Annotated in this window: 11 protein-coding genes; 4 read left to right on the top strand and 7 right to left on the bottom strand. The window is 68.8% G+C overall.

Annotated features, from left to right (window positions below; all coding sequences use genetic code 11):
* The first annotated feature begins 402 nt into the window (after positions 1-402).
* Positions 403-2,127: an IlvD/Edd family dehydratase gene (locus FPZ12_RS06155; RefSeq protein ID WP_144757928.1), complete on the top strand. Its 1,725-nt coding sequence runs from the start codon at positions 403-405 to the stop codon at positions 2,125-2,127.
* Positions 2,128-2,133: 6 nt separating this feature from the next.
* Here the strand turns inward: FPZ12_RS06155 and FPZ12_RS06150 are convergent, their stop codons facing one another.
* The 5 genes from FPZ12_RS06150 to FPZ12_RS06130 all read right to left on the bottom strand — a co-directional run bounded on the left by FPZ12_RS06150 (position 2,134) and on the right by FPZ12_RS06130 (position 9,635).
* Positions 2,134-2,460, bottom strand: a complete 327-nt coding sequence (locus FPZ12_RS06150; protein ID WP_144757929.1) for an STAS domain-containing protein — start codon at positions 2,458-2,460, stop codon at positions 2,134-2,136.
* The gene (locus tag FPZ12_RS06145; protein ID WP_144757930.1) at positions 2,457-4,052 is read right to left on the bottom strand and encodes an ATP-binding SpoIIE family protein phosphatase; all 1,596 of its coding nucleotides are present in this window, start codon (positions 4,050-4,052) and stop codon (positions 2,457-2,459) included. Before FPZ12_RS06145 ends, FPZ12_RS06150 begins: the two co-directional genes overlap by 4 nt.
* Before the next feature lie 184 nt (positions 4,053-4,236).
* The gene (locus FPZ12_RS06140) at positions 4,237-6,729 is read right to left on the bottom strand and encodes a DNA gyrase/topoisomerase IV subunit A (protein WP_144757931.1); all 2,493 of its coding nucleotides are present in this window, start codon (positions 6,727-6,729) and stop codon (positions 4,237-4,239) included.
* Between the two features lie 26 nt (positions 6,730-6,755).
* Positions 6,756-8,813 carry a DNA gyrase/topoisomerase IV subunit B gene (locus tag FPZ12_RS06135; protein ID WP_144757932.1) on the bottom strand — a complete coding sequence of 686 codons (2,058 nt, stop codon included), beginning with the start codon at positions 8,811-8,813 and terminating at the stop codon, positions 6,756-6,758.
* Between the two features lie 171 nt (positions 8,814-8,984).
* The gene (locus FPZ12_RS06130) at positions 8,985-9,635 is read right to left on the bottom strand and encodes a TetR/AcrR family transcriptional regulator (RefSeq protein WP_166462593.1); all 651 of its coding nucleotides are present in this window, start codon (positions 9,633-9,635) and stop codon (positions 8,985-8,987) included.
* Positions 9,636-9,720: 85 nt separating this feature from the next.
* Here FPZ12_RS06130 and FPZ12_RS06125 point away from each other — a divergent pair, with 85 nt between their 5' ends.
* Both FPZ12_RS06125 and FPZ12_RS06120 read left to right on the top strand, forming a co-directional pair.
* Entirely contained in the window at positions 9,721-10,665 is a 945-nt protein-coding gene (locus FPZ12_RS06125) for an RluA family pseudouridine synthase (protein ID WP_144757934.1), read from the top strand.
* Between the two features lie 51 nt (positions 10,666-10,716).
* Entirely contained in the window at positions 10,717-11,550 is an 834-nt protein-coding gene (locus FPZ12_RS06120) for a class I SAM-dependent methyltransferase (protein WP_144757935.1), read from the top strand.
* Here FPZ12_RS06120 and FPZ12_RS06115 read toward each other — a convergent pair.
* On the bottom strand, positions 11,538-12,527 hold the full coding sequence (locus FPZ12_RS06115; protein ID WP_144757936.1) for a CobW family GTP-binding protein: 990 nt from the start codon (positions 12,525-12,527) through the stop codon (positions 11,538-11,540). The genes FPZ12_RS06120 and FPZ12_RS06115 overlap by 13 nt on opposite strands.
* Positions 12,528-12,613: 86 nt before the next feature.
* Here FPZ12_RS06115 and FPZ12_RS06110 point away from each other — a divergent pair, with 86 nt between their 5' ends.
* Positions 12,614-14,026 carry an MFS transporter gene (locus FPZ12_RS06110; protein ID WP_166462592.1) on the top strand — a complete coding sequence of 471 codons (1,413 nt, stop codon included), beginning with the start codon at positions 12,614-12,616 and terminating at the stop codon, positions 14,024-14,026.
* Positions 14,027-14,036: 10 nt separating this feature from the next.
* Here the strand turns inward: FPZ12_RS06110 and FPZ12_RS06105 are convergent, their stop codons facing one another.
* A complete protein-coding gene (locus FPZ12_RS06105; protein WP_144757937.1) occupies positions 14,037-14,288 on the bottom strand; it encodes a DUF3040 domain-containing protein in 252 nt (83 codons plus the stop codon).
* Between the last annotated feature and the right edge of the window lie 547 nt (positions 14,289-14,835).

Below are 14,835 nucleotides of genomic sequence, written 5' to 3'. Positions count from 1 at the left end.
CCCTACGACCACACCCCTCCATCGCCCCGATCCCCAGCCGCAGTTGCGATCTTGCGGGTTCGTGAGGGTTCGCTTTCCCGCCTTGACGAACCCGCAAGATCGCCAACCCTCACAGATCGGGGCGGCGGAGGGGCGCACACAGCGCGGCTACGCGCGTCCGTTGCTGCCGCAACGCAACCCAAGCACTCAACCCACCCCCGGTCGCCGAGTCGCCCTGCGGGCCACCCCCTCACGCGGGGGCCAACACACCGACGCGGGGAGCCAACACACGCACCGCAACGGCCAACACGCCAGCGGGAGCGGCAAACACGCGGGCCGCACCCATGCTCGCCCGCCGCCCATGCTCGCCCGCCCCCAGGCAACTCCTGGACTCCATTCATCCAATGATTTAACGTAAGCGGCGTGACGAGCGAGAGGCGCAGCGCCGCGTGGTTCTCCGCGACCGGCCGGGCGGGGATGATCTACCGATCGTGGATGCGGAACCAGGGTTTCGGCGCGGAGGTGTTCGACGGCAGGCCGGTCATCGGCATCGCGACGAGCGCCTCGGAGCTGGCGCCGTGCAACGCGCATCTGCACCGGGTGGCCGAGGCGGTCAAGCGCGGAGTGTGGCAGGCGGGCGGGTTCCCGTTGGAGTTCCCGACGATGGCCACCGGCGAGACGCTCATGCGCCCCACCGCGATGCTCTACCGCAACCTGATGGCGATGGAGGTCGAGGAGCTGATCCGCGCCAACCCGCTCGACGGCGTCGTCCTGCTTTCGGGCTGCGACAAGACAACCCCGGCGATGCTGATGGCCGCGGCGAGCGTGGACGTGCCCGCGGTGATGGTCACGGGCGGGCCGATGCTGAACGGCAAGTACAAGGATATGGACGTCGGCTCGGGCACGCACGTCTGGAAGTTCGAGGAAGAACTCAAGGCCGGCCGCATGACCCAGGAGGAGTGCTTCTTCGCCGAGGGGTGCATGGCCCGCTCGAACGGGCACTGCATGACGATGGGCACGGCCTCCACGATGGCGTGCATGGCCGAGGCGCTGGGCATGCAGCTCCCGGGGTCGGCGACCTGGCCCGCGGTGGACGCGCGCCGCTTCGAGACGGCGCAGGCTGCCGGGCAGCGGGTGGTTTCACTGGTCGAGGAGGAGCTGCGGCCGTCGAAAATCCTGACGCGCCAAGCGTTCGAGAACGCGATCCGGGTCAACGCCGCGATCGGCGGGTCCACCAACGCGATCATCCACCTGCTCGCGATCGCCGGGCGGGTGGGCGTCGAGCTGGGCCTCCACGACTTCGACGCGCTCGCCCGTGACGTCCCGACGCTCCTTGACCTCATGCCCAGCGGGCGCTTCCTGATGGAGGATTTCTGTTACGCCGGCGGGCTTCCGGTGGTCATGCGGCAGCTCGTCGAGGCCGACCTGCTGCACGCCGGGCCGATCACTGTCACGGGCAAGAGCGTGGCCGACAACGTCACGGACGCTGAATGCTGGAACGCCGAAGTGATCACCCCGGTCGCCGAGCCCTTCCAGCCCGCGGGCACCGGCACGGCGGTACTGACGGGCAACCTGTGCCCGGGCGGCGCGGTGCTCAAGCAGTCGGCGGCCTCACCGGAGCTGTTGACACACAAGGGAAAGGCACTGGTCTTCGACTCCGCCGAGGAATATCACGCGGTGTGCGACGACCCGGAGCTGCCGGTGGACGCGAGCACCGTCCTCGTCATCCGCGGCGCCGGGCCGAAGGGCTACCCCGGCATGCCCGAGGTGTCGAACGTGCCGCTGCCCGCGAAGATGCTCAAGGCCGGGGTCACCGACATGGTCCGCATCTGCGACGGCCGGATGAGCGGAACCGGTTACGGCACAGTCGTTCTGCACGTCACCCCGGAGTCCGCGGTCGGCGGCCCACTCGCCTTCGTGCGCACCGGGGACGAGATCACCCTCGACGTGCCGAACCGTTCCCTGACCCTGCACGTGGACGACGAGGAACTGAACCGCCGCCGCGAAGCGTGGGCGCCACCGGGGTCGCCTTACACCAGCGGGTACACCTGGTTGTACACGCACCACGTGCTGCAGGCCGACGAAGGCGCCGACTTCGACTTCCTCCAAGGCTCACGCGGCCACGCCGTCCCCCGCGATTCGCACTGACACACGTCAGTCCAGAGTGGACCGAAGGGGCGCCACCGGCTCCAGCCCGGAAAGCTCCACCGCGCGCCGCACCCGCGAGCCCGGCGGGACGTACAGCTCCAGCGTCATCTGCAGTACCCGCAGCCGGGAAGCCAGCGTGAACAACACCCGCAGCCCCGCGCTGTCCAGATAGTCCAATTCGGACAGATCCAGCACCACGGCGGTCGCTTCGTTGCCGACGGCGGCGTTGATCTCGCTCTGCACCGTCGCGGCGTTCGCCAGGTCGATCTCGCCGGACAACCCGATCCGGACCAGGTCGCCGACGACCTCGGACTCGACCTTCGCGTCGGTCATTCTCGTTCTTCACCCAGCCCGCGGCGGATCGTGACCGTGGTGCCCTCGTCCGTCTGCTCGAGTTCGACGTGGTCACAACACTTGCGCATCAACATGATCCCGCGGCCACGGTTGGAACCGCGGGGCGCGCGCCAGCGCCCCCTGTCCCGCACCGTGGCGACCACGTCGCTGCCTTCCAGTTCCAGGTGCAGGCTGACCGTGCCGCCCGCCGGGCCGTAGGCGTGTTCGACCGAGTTGGTGCACGCCTCGCCGACGGCCAGCAACAGGTCGCCGGAGGTCTCGTCGTCGGCGCCCGTCGCGGACAGCCAACGCCGCATCGCCGTCCGGATCTCCTTCAACGACTCGGGCATCGCGGGCAACGTCATCGACAACGCCGCCAGGTTCGCGCGATCCTGCCTGCGCAACGCCAGCACCGCCACGTCGTCCTCCGGCGGGTCGTCGCCGATCAGCTTCGCCATCACGTGCGCGCACACGTTGTTGGCCGACTCGGCTGTCACCACCTGCCGCAGCAGGTCCAGCCCCACGTCCAAAGACTGCGAACGCCGCTCCACGAGACCATCGGTGTAGAAGCAGGCGAGCCCGCCCGGCGGCAGATCGAGCACCGTCGTCTGGCGCTTGGCCTCACGCACCACTCCGATCGGCGGGTCGATGGGCAGCTCGGCGAACCCGGTTTCGCCGCCGGGCAACGCGATCACGGGGGCCAGATGGCCGGCGGAGGACACGTGCACCCGTTCGAAACCCGGCTCGACTGTGGCGTAAAGCACAGTGGCCATCATGCCCGGCTCGAAATGCTGCAACTTGCGGTCCAGCCTCGTGAGCGCGTCCGCCGGGTCCACGGTTTCCAGCGCGTACGAACGAAGCGCGCTGCGCAGCCGCCCCATCACCACCGCCGCGGGCAGGTCGCGTCCGACGACGTCACCGATCACGAGGCCGAGCCAGCCCGAGGGCAGCTGGAACACGTCGTACCAGTCCCCCGCCACGCCGGCCCGACCGCCGGGCACGTAGCGGGCGGCCATGTCCAGCGCCGGGATCCGCGGCAGCCCGGCGGGAAGCAGGCTGCGCTGCAACTCCGCGGCCGCCGTGCGCGCGGCCTGCGAACGCTGGGACTGCACCGCCAGCGCGACCCGTTCCGAAGCGCGCTGCAGCGTCACGATGTCTTCGTCGGTGAACCCGTGCGAGGCGAAGGTGCCCACGTGCAAGACCCCCAGCACCTCGTTGCCGGACAACAACGGGACGCCGAGCAGCGTATGCAACCCCTTCTCCCACAACAACTGGTTGAGCACAGTGGACTCGTCCACCTGCTCCAGCAGCACCGGCTCGCGCTCGGCCGCGATCCGCCCGGCGAAGCCGCGCCCCACCGGGATCCGGACGCCCTGCCAGACCTCGTTCTCCACCCCGATGGCCGCGGCCGCGAACAGCTCGGCGCCGCCCGGCTCGATCAGCAGCAGGACCGCCGTGTCGGCGCGCAGGCTCTGGCGCACGCGCACGAGCAGGTCGGTGAGCGGGTCGTCACCGTCGAACGGAGCGAGTGCACTGGCGCCGACGAGGCCGGTCCGGCGCAGCCTGTCTTCAGCACTCGCCGTCATTGACATGATCCGAGGTTATCCAGCCTTGCTCGTTCGGAAACCCGGCGTCTTCGACACTTCCGATGGCGAGGGGACCAGGCCGGGACACACTTACCCCGCCAAGGTAGCGGCGCGCGCCCACCATCGCCAGGCGCTCACGCACCGTGCCCGGTCACACACTTTCGGTCCCGCCGAAGGGTTCCCGGCGAAGTCAGCCTCGCTCGATCAGGTGCCCGACCACGTCCGGCCCCGGATGCGAAGCGCCGGACCCGTCGCGGCGGTCCGTCGGCTCCGGGAGCTCGACCGGATCACCGGTGCGGGACGCGCCCGCCGGCCGCGGGCCGATCCACGCCACGGACAACGCTTCCTCGCCCTTGAGGAACCGGTGCGCCCGGACGCCACCGGTCGCCCTGCCCTTCGCCGGGTACTCGCGGAACGGCGTCATCTTCACCGACTGCCCCGTGGCCGTCACGACCATCGGCTCACCGTGCTCCGGATCGTCCGTGCGGACCGCGCCGAAGAACACCACCGAAGCACCGGGCGCGAGCTTGATGCCCGCCATGCCGGCGCTCTTCAACCCTTGCGGCCGCACCAGCGAAACCGAGATGCGCAGCAGCGCAGCGTCCGACGCGACGAACGCCAGCGTCTCCCTGCCGTCGGTCAGCCAGGTGGCGCCGACGACCTCGTCGCCGTCCTTCAACGAGATCACTTCGAACTCGTCCGCCCGCACCGGCCATTCCGGCGCGCACACCTTGACCACGCCGTGCTTGGTGCCGATCGCGATGCCCGGCGGATCCGTGTCCTCCGGGGGATCGCCGAGCGGGGCGAGGCCGACGATCCGCTCGCCCTTCTCCAGCGGCGCCAGTTCCTTCGACGCCATTCCGCCGCGCAACGACACGGTGCCCGACTGCTCGGGCAGCACGGGCAACGGCAGTACGTCCGTTTTGAACGCCCGCCCGCGGTTGCTGATCAGCAGAACCTGGCCGCGTGCGGTGGAATGCACCACCGCCGCCACCGCGTCGTGCTTCACGCGTCCGCTGCGACGCCGGCCTTCTTGCGTCTCCTCCGACTCCGCGGCGGTGCGCGCGACCAGACCGGTGGCGGACAGGATGACCTGGCACGGGTCGTCGGCCACCTCGCGCGGGCCGGCCGGCACCGAAGCGGCCAGCACCTCCTTGAGGTCACCGTCGATCAGCGAGGTGCGCCGCTCGGTCTTGAAGTCCTTGGCGATCTTGGCCAGCTCGTTCGACACGACCTTCTTCAGCTCGCGATCGTCGTCGAGGATCTTGGTCAGCTCCGCGATCTCCTCGCGCAGCCTGTCCTGCTCGTCCTCGAGCTCGAGCTTGTCGTACTTGGTCAGCCGCCGCAGCGGAGTGTCCAAAATGTACGCGGCCTGGACCTCCGAGAGCTTGAACCGCTTCATCAGGCCGTCCTTGGCCTCCGCGGCGTTCTCGCTGTTGCGGATCAGCCGAATCACCTTGTCGATGTCCAGCAGCGCGATCAGCAGACCCTCGACCAGATGCAGCCGTTCCTCGCGCTTGCGGCGGCGGTAGCGGGTGCGCCGGGTGACCACGTCGTAGCGGTGCTGCAGGAAGACTTCCAGCAGCTGCTTGAGCCCCAGCGTCTGCGGCTGCCCGTCGACGAGGACGAGATTGTTGATACCGAAGGACTGTTCCAGCGGGGTGAGCCGGTACAGATCGGCCAGCAGCGGCTGCGGGTTGACCCCGACCTTGCACTCGATCACCAGGCGGGTGCCGTTCTCGCGGTCGGTGAGGTCCTTGACGTCCGCGATCCCGTGCAGCCGCTTGGACTTGTTGACCTCGTCGGTGATCTTCTCGATCACCTTCTCCGGCCCGACGCCGTAGGGCAGCTCGGTGACCGTGATGGCCTGGCGGCCGCGACTTCCTTCCAGCGGACCGGTTTCCACCTTCGCGCGCATGCGCACGACGCCGCGGCCGGTCTCGTACGCCTTGCGCACTTCGTCCAGCCCCAGCAACATCCCGCCGGTGGGCAGATCAGGGCCGGGCACGAACTCCATCAGCTTGTCGAGCGTGGCTCCAGGGTGGTTGATCAGCCACCGCGCGGCGCCGATCACCTCGCCCATGTTGTGCGGGATCATGTTGGTGGCCATGCCGACCGCGATCCCGGACGTGCCGTTGACGAGCAGGTTCGGGTACGCCGCCGGCAACACCGAAGGCTCCTGCAGCGAACCGTCGTAGTTGGGCCGGAAATCGACCGTCTCCTCGCCCAGCTCACCGACGAGCAGCATCGCCTCGGGCGACATTCTTGCTTCCGTGTAACGACTCGCGGCCGGTCCGTCGTCCGGGCTGCCGAAGTTCCCGTGCCCGTCGATCAGCGGCGCGTTCATCGAGAAGTCCTGCGCGAGGCGGACCATCGCGTCGTAGATGGCCACGTCGCCGTGCGGGTGGTAGCGGCCCATCACGTCACCGACCACGCGCGAGGACTTCACGTACGCGTGGTTCGGGCGGTAGCCGGCCTCGTTCATCGCGAAGAGGATCCGGCGGTGCACCGGCTTCAGCCCGTCACGCGCGTCGGGCAGCGCGCGGGAGTGGATGACCGAATACGCGTACTCCAGGTACGAATCCTCGATCTCCGTCTTGACCGGGTTTTCGAAGACCTGCGCGCCCGCCTGGTCGAACGCGGTCGGATCGACCCTGGTGGTCGGCGTCTTGCGGCGTGCCATGACTGTTGTCTCCTCGGAAAACGTGCTCAGACGTCGATCGCGTCGCGGTCCACCCGCGCGGAGGATTCGACGAGCCAGTTGCGCCGGGGCTCGACCTTCTCCCCCATCAGCAGTTCCAGCGCGGACTCCGCGGCCTCGGCGTCGTCCATCGTGATCCGGCGGACCGAGCGGGTGGCCGGGTTCATCGTGGTCTCCCACAGCTCGTCGGCGTCCATCTCGCCGAGGCCCTTGAACCGGGGCACCGGTTTGACGATCTGCTTTCCCGCCTCTTCCAGCTCGGTGACCTTGTTCTCCATCTCGCGCTGGGTGAAGGTGAAGATCGTCTCCGCGTTGCGGCCCTTGGTAATGATCTTGTGCAGCGGCGGCATCGCCGAGTACAGCCTGCCGTCCTCGATCACCGGGCGCATGTACCGGGCGAACAGCGTGATCAGCAGGGTGCGGATGTGCGAACCGTCCACATCGGCGTCCGCCATCAGGATGACCCGGCCGTACCGCATCGTGGCCAGGTCGAAGGTGCGGCCGCTGCCCGCGCCGAGCACCTGCACGATGGACGCGATCTCGGCGTTCTTCAACGTGTCGCCGAGGCTGGCCTTCTGCACGTTGAGGATCTTGCCGCGCAACGGAAGCAGCGCCTGGTACTCCGAAACCCGCGCCATCCGCGCCGACCCGAGCGCGCTGTCACCCTCGACGAGGAACAGTTCGCTGCGCGAGATCCCGGTGGTGCGGCAGTCGACCAGCTTCGGCGGCATCGCCGCGCCCTCGAGCGCGGTCTTGCGCCGGGCCGCGTCCTTCTGCTGCTTCTGCACCAGCCGGACGCGCGCCGCGTCGACGACCTTCTGCAGCACGATCTTGGCTTCGGACTTGGTCTTGCGGTCCTCGGTCCACGCCTTGAGGCGCTTCTCCACGATGCCCTGCACGACCTTGGTGAGCCCGGCGGTGGACAGCTCGTCCTTGGTCTGCGAGGTGAACTGCGGCTCCGGGACGCGCACGTGGATGACCGCCGTCATCCCCTCCAGCACGTCCTCCAGGGTCGGCAGGTCCTCCTTCGGCTTGAGCAGCCCGCGCGTCTTGGAAATGGCCTCCTGCAAGGCTTTCGTCGCGCCGCGGTCGAAACCCTTGCGGTGTGTGCCGCCGTGCACGTTGCGGATGGTGTTGGAGAAGCACTCCACGGTGCGCTCGTAGCCGGTGCCCCAGCGCAGCGCGATCTCCACCTCGGCGTGACGCTCCACATTGGACTGCATCACGCCGTTCGCGTCGGCCGCGTTCTCCTTGTACGTGCCCTCGCCGGTGATCATCAGCATCCCCGACACCGGCTTTTCCCCCGCCGGGGCCAGGAAGTCCACCATGTCGGCGAGTCCGTTGGGGTAGTGGAAGGTCTCCTCGCCGATCGCGCCCTCGGTGGCGTCCCGCAGCACGTACGTCACGCCCGGCACGAGGAAAGCGGTGTTGCGCAGCTTGGTCCGCACGTTTTCGACGTCCAGCTTCGCGCCGGTCTCGAAGTAGCGGGAGTCGTACCAGTAGCGGATCGAGGTGCCGGTGCGCTCGCCGCGCTTCATCTTGCCCGTGACGCGAAGCCCGGCCTGCGCGGTGAACTTCGCCTTCGGGCCCGGCCCGTCGAACACGCCGGGCACGCCGTGCTTGAACGAGATCTCGTGCACTTTGCCGGACTGCTTCACGACCACGTCGAACCGGTGGGACAGCGCGTTCACCGCGGACGCGCCGACACCGTGCAAACCACCCGAGGTCTTGTACCCGGAACCGCCGAACTTCCCGCCGGCGTGGAGTTTCGTGAGCACCAGCTCGACGCCGGACAGCCCGGATTTCGCGTGCTTGCCGGTGGGAATGCCCCGGCCGTCGTCGTCGACCTGGACGCTTCCGTCGGCGTGCAGCGTGACCACCACGCGGCCGGCGTGACCCGCGACACCCTCGTCCGTCGAGTTGTCGACGATCTCGCTGAAGAGGTGGTTCACCCCGCGGCTGTCGGTGGACCCGATGTACATACCGGGTCGCTTGCGGACGGCTTCCAGCCCCTCGAGGTGGGTGAGGTCGTCGGCCCCGTAGAGGGGCTCAGCGGAAGCGGTCACCGGTACACCTCGCTACGCTCGTCGCGCCCGTGACCGGACGGTGCTGTGCTGAATGGCTCGCTCGCAAGCTCGCTCACAGGGTCTTTCTCCCAGGTCGTGGCGTTTGGGGTGGTGCCGAACCGGCGACCCACGGTAGGACAGGGTATCCGACCACACCGACATCCCCGGCGGTCAGCGCGCCGTGGCGTCGATCGCGCCGACCAGCATGTCCAGTTCCGCGGCGAAAACCGCGTCCCCGTCGATCCCGCGCAGCCGCGGGACGAGCGCTTTCAGCCGGGGCGCGTCGGCGGTGTCCTCGGCGGCCGTGAACAGCCGCGCGTTGCGCTCCGGGCTGGTCGGGTCCCCGTGCTCCTCGCGGTGCGCGCGCCCGAGCACCACGTCGATGAAGATCAGGTAGTACCGGGCGGCCGCGGCCTCGTCGAGCCCCGCCGCCGCCAGGATGTCCGCGATCGTCTCCGCGATGCGCAGCCCACCGGGCCCGTGGTTGCTGCGGGTCATGATGAGCTCGGCGAACCCAGGGTACCCCCGCAGCTCGCGGCGCATCCCGTAGGCGAGCGCGCGCAGGCGCTCCGGCCACTCTCCGGTGGCCGCCTCGGCGGGCACGACGTGCCGCTCCGCGATCTCGTTGGCCACCAGCATGAGCAGCGCGTCCTTGTCCGGAACATGGCGGTACAGCGCCATTCTCGACGCGCCGACCGCGGTGGCGAGCCGGCGGATGGTGAGCGCGCCGATCCCCTCGGCGCGGGCCAGCTCGATCGCGGTCTCGACGATCTGGCCGCGTTCGAGGCTGCCCCAGGCGCGGCGGCCGGCTGAGGTGGTCACGGTCGGACCGTACACCGCCGGACACTGTCCGCGAACCGGCGTTCACCAGCGGGGTTGCCGGGGGAGGCCGGTTACAGTCGGTGGTGTGCGACGCAAGCTGCAGGCCCCGATCCCGCCCCGCAACGGGCTCGATCCCGCGCGCATGCGGCTACCCGCGGACGGCCACTGGGCGACGATCCGGGACCACCTGGTGGAGCGCATCACGCGGCTGACGGCGGAGCGGATCGACGAGATGTTCGCCGAGGAGCGGATCTTCGACTCCGGCGGGCCGATCACGCGCGACACGCCGTACCGGCCGGGCGGGGTGATCTGGTTCCACCGCGATCTGCCGGAGGAAACCCCGGTGCCGTTCGAGATCGGCGTCGTGCACCGGGACGAAACCCTTGTGGTGGTGGACAAACCGCATTTCCTCGCGACGATCCCGCGTGGCAGGCACGTGCTGGAGACCGCGCTGGTACGGCTGCGCCGCGATCTCGGCCTGCCCGAGCTGAGCCCGGCGCACCGGCTCGACAGGGTCACCGCGGGGCTGCTGATGTTCGTCGTGCGCAGGGAGGATCGCGGCGCGTACCAGACGTTGTTCCGGGATCGCAAGGTACGCAAGGAATACGAGGCGATCGCGCCGCACGACCCGGTACTGGAGCTGCCGGCGACCGTGCGCAGCCGGATCGTCAAGGAGCGGGGAATCGTTACGGCGCAAGAGGTTCCGGGAGAGCCCAACGCTGAGACCTATGTGGAGCTGCTGGCGCAGGAGGACGGCCGCGGGCGGTACCGGCTGGTCCCGGCGACCGGGCGGACGCACCAGCTGCGGGTGCACATGAACGGGCTGGGCGTCCCGATCCTCGGGGACCGGTTTTATCCGTCGGTGGTGGAAACCCCGTTGCACGACTTCAGCCGTCCCCTGCAGCTGCTGGCGAAAACCCTGGAGTTCACCGATCCGCTCACCGGACGCCCGCGCCGGTTCGAAAGCACGCTGCGGTTGCAGGCATGGACGGCACACGCGGAATGGGATCGTGACCATTCCGGTCTTTAGATAGATTCTTTTTTGTGCTATACTTGGGTTTCTTCCGGATATCTTCGTGGCATGGTCCGGGAATCCAGCAACACAGCACTCTTGGCGGCCGCCGCGCGCGCCGCCCATCCGCTCGTCGACGCGGAGCCGCACGTCTTCACCGATCCGCTCGCCGCCGCCCTGCTGGGCGAGCAGGCGGAGGAACTCCTTGCCTACCACCGGTTGCACGGCGATCATCCGGTGTTGCGGGGCGCCAGAGCGCAGGTCGTGGTGCGCGCCCGGCACGCCGAGGCGAGGCTGGCCGAATCGGGGCTGCGGCAGTACATCCTGCTCGGCGCCGGGCTGGATTCCTTCGCCTACCGGAACAACGCGGGAGTCCGGGTGTTCGAGGTCGACCACGCCGCGAGCATCGAGTCCAAACGCGCCCGGCTGACGGCGGCCGCGATCGCGGTACCGGACTCGGTGCGCCACGTCACAGTGGATTTCGACGCCGACCCGCTCGCGGAAAAGCTCGCGGCCGCGGGCTTCGACCTCGCGGAGCCGGCGTTCGTGAGCTGGCTCGGCGTGACCATGTACCTCGGCGAGGAATCCCTTCGGCGCACGCTCGCCGCGCTGGCCGGGTTCGCGCCCGGCACCCAGCTCGTAGCCGACTACTTCGTTCCCCCGAGCCGCCTGGACGAGAACGCGGCCGCCGTCGCCCGTTTTTCGGCCGAGCACGGCGAACCCTGGCTGAGCTGCCCCACTCCGGCCGAGATGTCAGCGCTGCTCACCGCGCACGGGTTCACTCCGCGAACCGACCTGAGCCTACGCGAAGCCGTCGACCCAGCGTTGTGGCAGCGCACGGATGGCTTCCGCCCCAACGACAATGCGCGCCTCGTGCACGCCGCGCGCGCTCAGTCGGTGTGACGTAACACGCGCAGGATGGCGTTTTCGTCCACCGCGGACGGATCCGGTTCGGTGCACGCGTTCAGCAAAGCGCGCAGCTCGGCGGGATCCAGGCCCGTCCCGATGAAGACCAGCGTCGTCCCGCCCTCGTCCGGACCCCATTCGGAGCGGGTGAACCGCAGGTACCGGCCCACGGTGTGCAGCTCGAACCGGTCGGAGTAGCCGGGAAGTCCGAAGTAGACATTCCCCTTCGCCCGGTACAGCCCGGCCGGGCGCTCGTCGAGGAACCGCATGAACTTCCGCGGGTTCAGCGCGCCGCCGGTGAACTCCACGCTCTGGTAGCCGGCGTGCACGTGGTCGTGCTCGTCGTGCAGCAGCTCGTCGAACGACATCTGCGGGCTGGGCGCCACCGCGCGCGGCTCCAGCAACATCTCCAAATCGACACGGCCGCGTGTGGTCGGGAGCACGGGCCTGCCGCCCGCCACCTCCGTGACCAGCTTCGTCACCCGCTCCACTTCGTCCTCGGCGAGCCGGTCGACCTTGTTCAGCACCACCAGATCCGCGAACGCCACGTGCTGGTCGAGCTCGGGGTGCCGGGCGCGCGTGGCCTCGAACTCGACGGCGTCCACCACCTCGATCAGCCCGCCGTACTCGATCCCTTCGTGCGAAGTGGACAACAGCAGGCGCACCAGGTCACGCGGTTCGGCGAGGCCGCTCGCCTCGATCACCACCAGGTCCAGATCGGCTTCGACGAGCCGCTCCAGCATCTTGTCCAGACCAGCCGCGTCCACCGCGCAGCACAGGCAGCCGTTCCCCAGCCGCACCATCGAATCGACCTGCCCGGCCACCGTCATCGCGTCGATGTTGACCGCGCCGAAGTCGTTGACCACCACTCCGATGCGGACTCCCCGGTTGCCGCGGAGCAGGTGGTTGAGCAGAGTTGTCTTGCCCGTACCCAAAAAACCCGTGAGCAGGACGACGGGCAGATGATTAGGCATGACGGGTGGAGGGTATCCGGTCGGGTTTGGACCAACTACGGTCGGGGCACTCCGGAACGTCCGTGTCAAAAACAGGAGTGGTGTCAGTGCCCGATTCACCCGGATCGAACGACAAGCTGAAGCTGGAGGATGTCTCGGTCGCCGACCCGGCCAGCGTCCGCCGAGCGGTGGGCGCCGCCGCCGTGGGGAACATCACCGAATGGTACGACTTCGGTGTCTACGGCTATCTGGCCACGACGATCACGAAGGTCTTCTTCTCCGGCCTGCCGCCCGCGATGGGCACGATCGCCACGTTCGGCGTCTTCGCCGTGTCGTTCCTCATCCGCCCCTTCGGCAGCCTGTTCTTCGGTCCGCTGGGTGACCGCATCGGCCGCAAGAAAGTGTTGTCCCTCACCGTCATCATGATGGCCGCGGGCACCTTCGTGATCGGTGTCGTGCCCAGCTACGCCCAGATCGGCGTCGCCGCGCCGCTGCTCGTGCTGCTGGCACGCCTGCTGCAAGGTGTGTCCACCGGCGGCGAGTACGGCAACGCGATGACCTTCATCGCCGAGTACGCGCCGGACAAGCGCCGCGGGTTCCTCGGCAGCTGGCTGGAGTTCGGCACGCTCACCGGGTACGCGTTCGGCGCGACCATCGCCACCGTGCTGTCCGCCGTGCTCACGACGGACCAGCTGGTGAGCTGGGGCTGGCGGCTCCCGTTCCTGCTCGCGCTGCCACTCGGCGCGGTCGGGCTCTACCTGCGGCTGCGGCTGGAGGAAACCCCGGCGTTCGCGCACATGGTGGAGAAGCAGAAGCTGGAGCAGCAGCCGAAGAAGTCCGAGTTCAAGTCGGTCTTCGTCGACTACTGGCCGGTGATGCTGGTGTGCGCCGGCCTGGTGCTCGCCTGGAACGTCACCAACTACATGCTCACCAGCTACCTGCCGACGTACCTCACCGAGACCCTGCCCGAGCACGGCCACACCGGCACCGGCGAGACCGCTTCCGAGGTACTGCAGATCGTGACGCTGGTCGTGCTGATGGTCGTGATCACGTTCCTGGGCAGGCTGTCCGACAAGATCGGCAGGCGCAAGGTGGTGCTGGCGGGCTGCCTCGCGCTGATCGTGCTGTCGTTCCCGTCGGTGCTGTTGCTGCGTGTCGGCGGTGACGCGCCGACGCTGATCGGGCTGCTGATCATGGGCCTGACGCTGATCTGCTTCTCCGCGGTGCTGCCCTCGACGCTGCCCGCGATGTTCCCGACGTTCATCCGCGCCGGCGGGCTGTCGATCGCGTTCAACATCTCGGTGTCGCTCTTCGGCGGGACCACGTCCACGGTGATGAGCGCGCTGGTGACCGCCACCGGCGACCTGAACTGGCCCGCCTACTACCTGATCGCGGCCGGGGTGATCGGGGCGATCTCGATCATGCTGACGCGCGAGACGGCGAACAAGCCGCTCGACGGGTCCGCGCCGATCGTGGAGAGCAGGGAAGAAGCGAAGGAACTGGTCGCCCAGCAAAGCTGATCACGACTGATCAGCGCTGGTGCAGCCAGGCCGCGAACGCCAGACCGGCCATGCCGGCGAACACGAGGAAGACGTTCGCGGAGGCCAGGCCGAGCAGGAGCAGGGTGGTCGTCAACCCATCGGCGGCCGCCCTGCCCGCCCTGGCCCGGAAGCCGCCGGGCGGGGGCGTGCCCGCCGCGAGTGCCTTGGCGAAGCGGGGGTCCGCCTGCCGGAACCAGGCCTCGATCCGTTCCAGCTCACGCCGTTCGAACTGACTCAGCATCGTCCTCACCCCGCCCGCGCTGTCCGTGTCCTTTCCGGATAGCCCTGGCGCCGGTGCCGAAACCCGGCCGGCGATTCCACTGTGGACGATCCACCGGCCGGGGTCCCCCGTGCATCTCGCAGTGTGCAGGACCGAATCCGCGTCAGGCTGGTGATCAGCAACGGTTTGCCCCGGCACACCGCCGGCGCGCGACTCCACGGTTGTCGACGTTTCGTGATGAGTCTTCTACCCACCGTCATATAAGGGAGCTTGTGATGGGGGAGGTCGTACTGGTCAGGACCCCATTGCGGGTGAATTTCCCTGTGTGCGGTCTGTGAATCACTGTGCGGCTCCCGCATCCGGCACTACACTCGGAGGGAGCGAGGACACAGTCCTCCGCCCCCCTCGCCCAGCGTCCACCTCCCCCTCGGGGCGCTGTGGCGCCGGTTGGCCCCGGCGGGTCCCCCCTGCCCCGCCGGGGCCATTCCGTGTCCGGGACAGCTCTGTCCATTGTAGACAGAAGCCGTCACACGCGGCCGAGTCGAGCCCGCCGCCGAAAGTGACACGA

This window comes from Amycolatopsis acidicola, from assembly GCF_007713735.2.
Classification (GTDB): Bacteria; Actinomycetota; Actinomycetes; order Mycobacteriales; family Pseudonocardiaceae; genus Amycolatopsis_E; species Amycolatopsis_E acidicola.
This window is presented reverse-complemented; position numbering and strand designations above follow the sequence as displayed.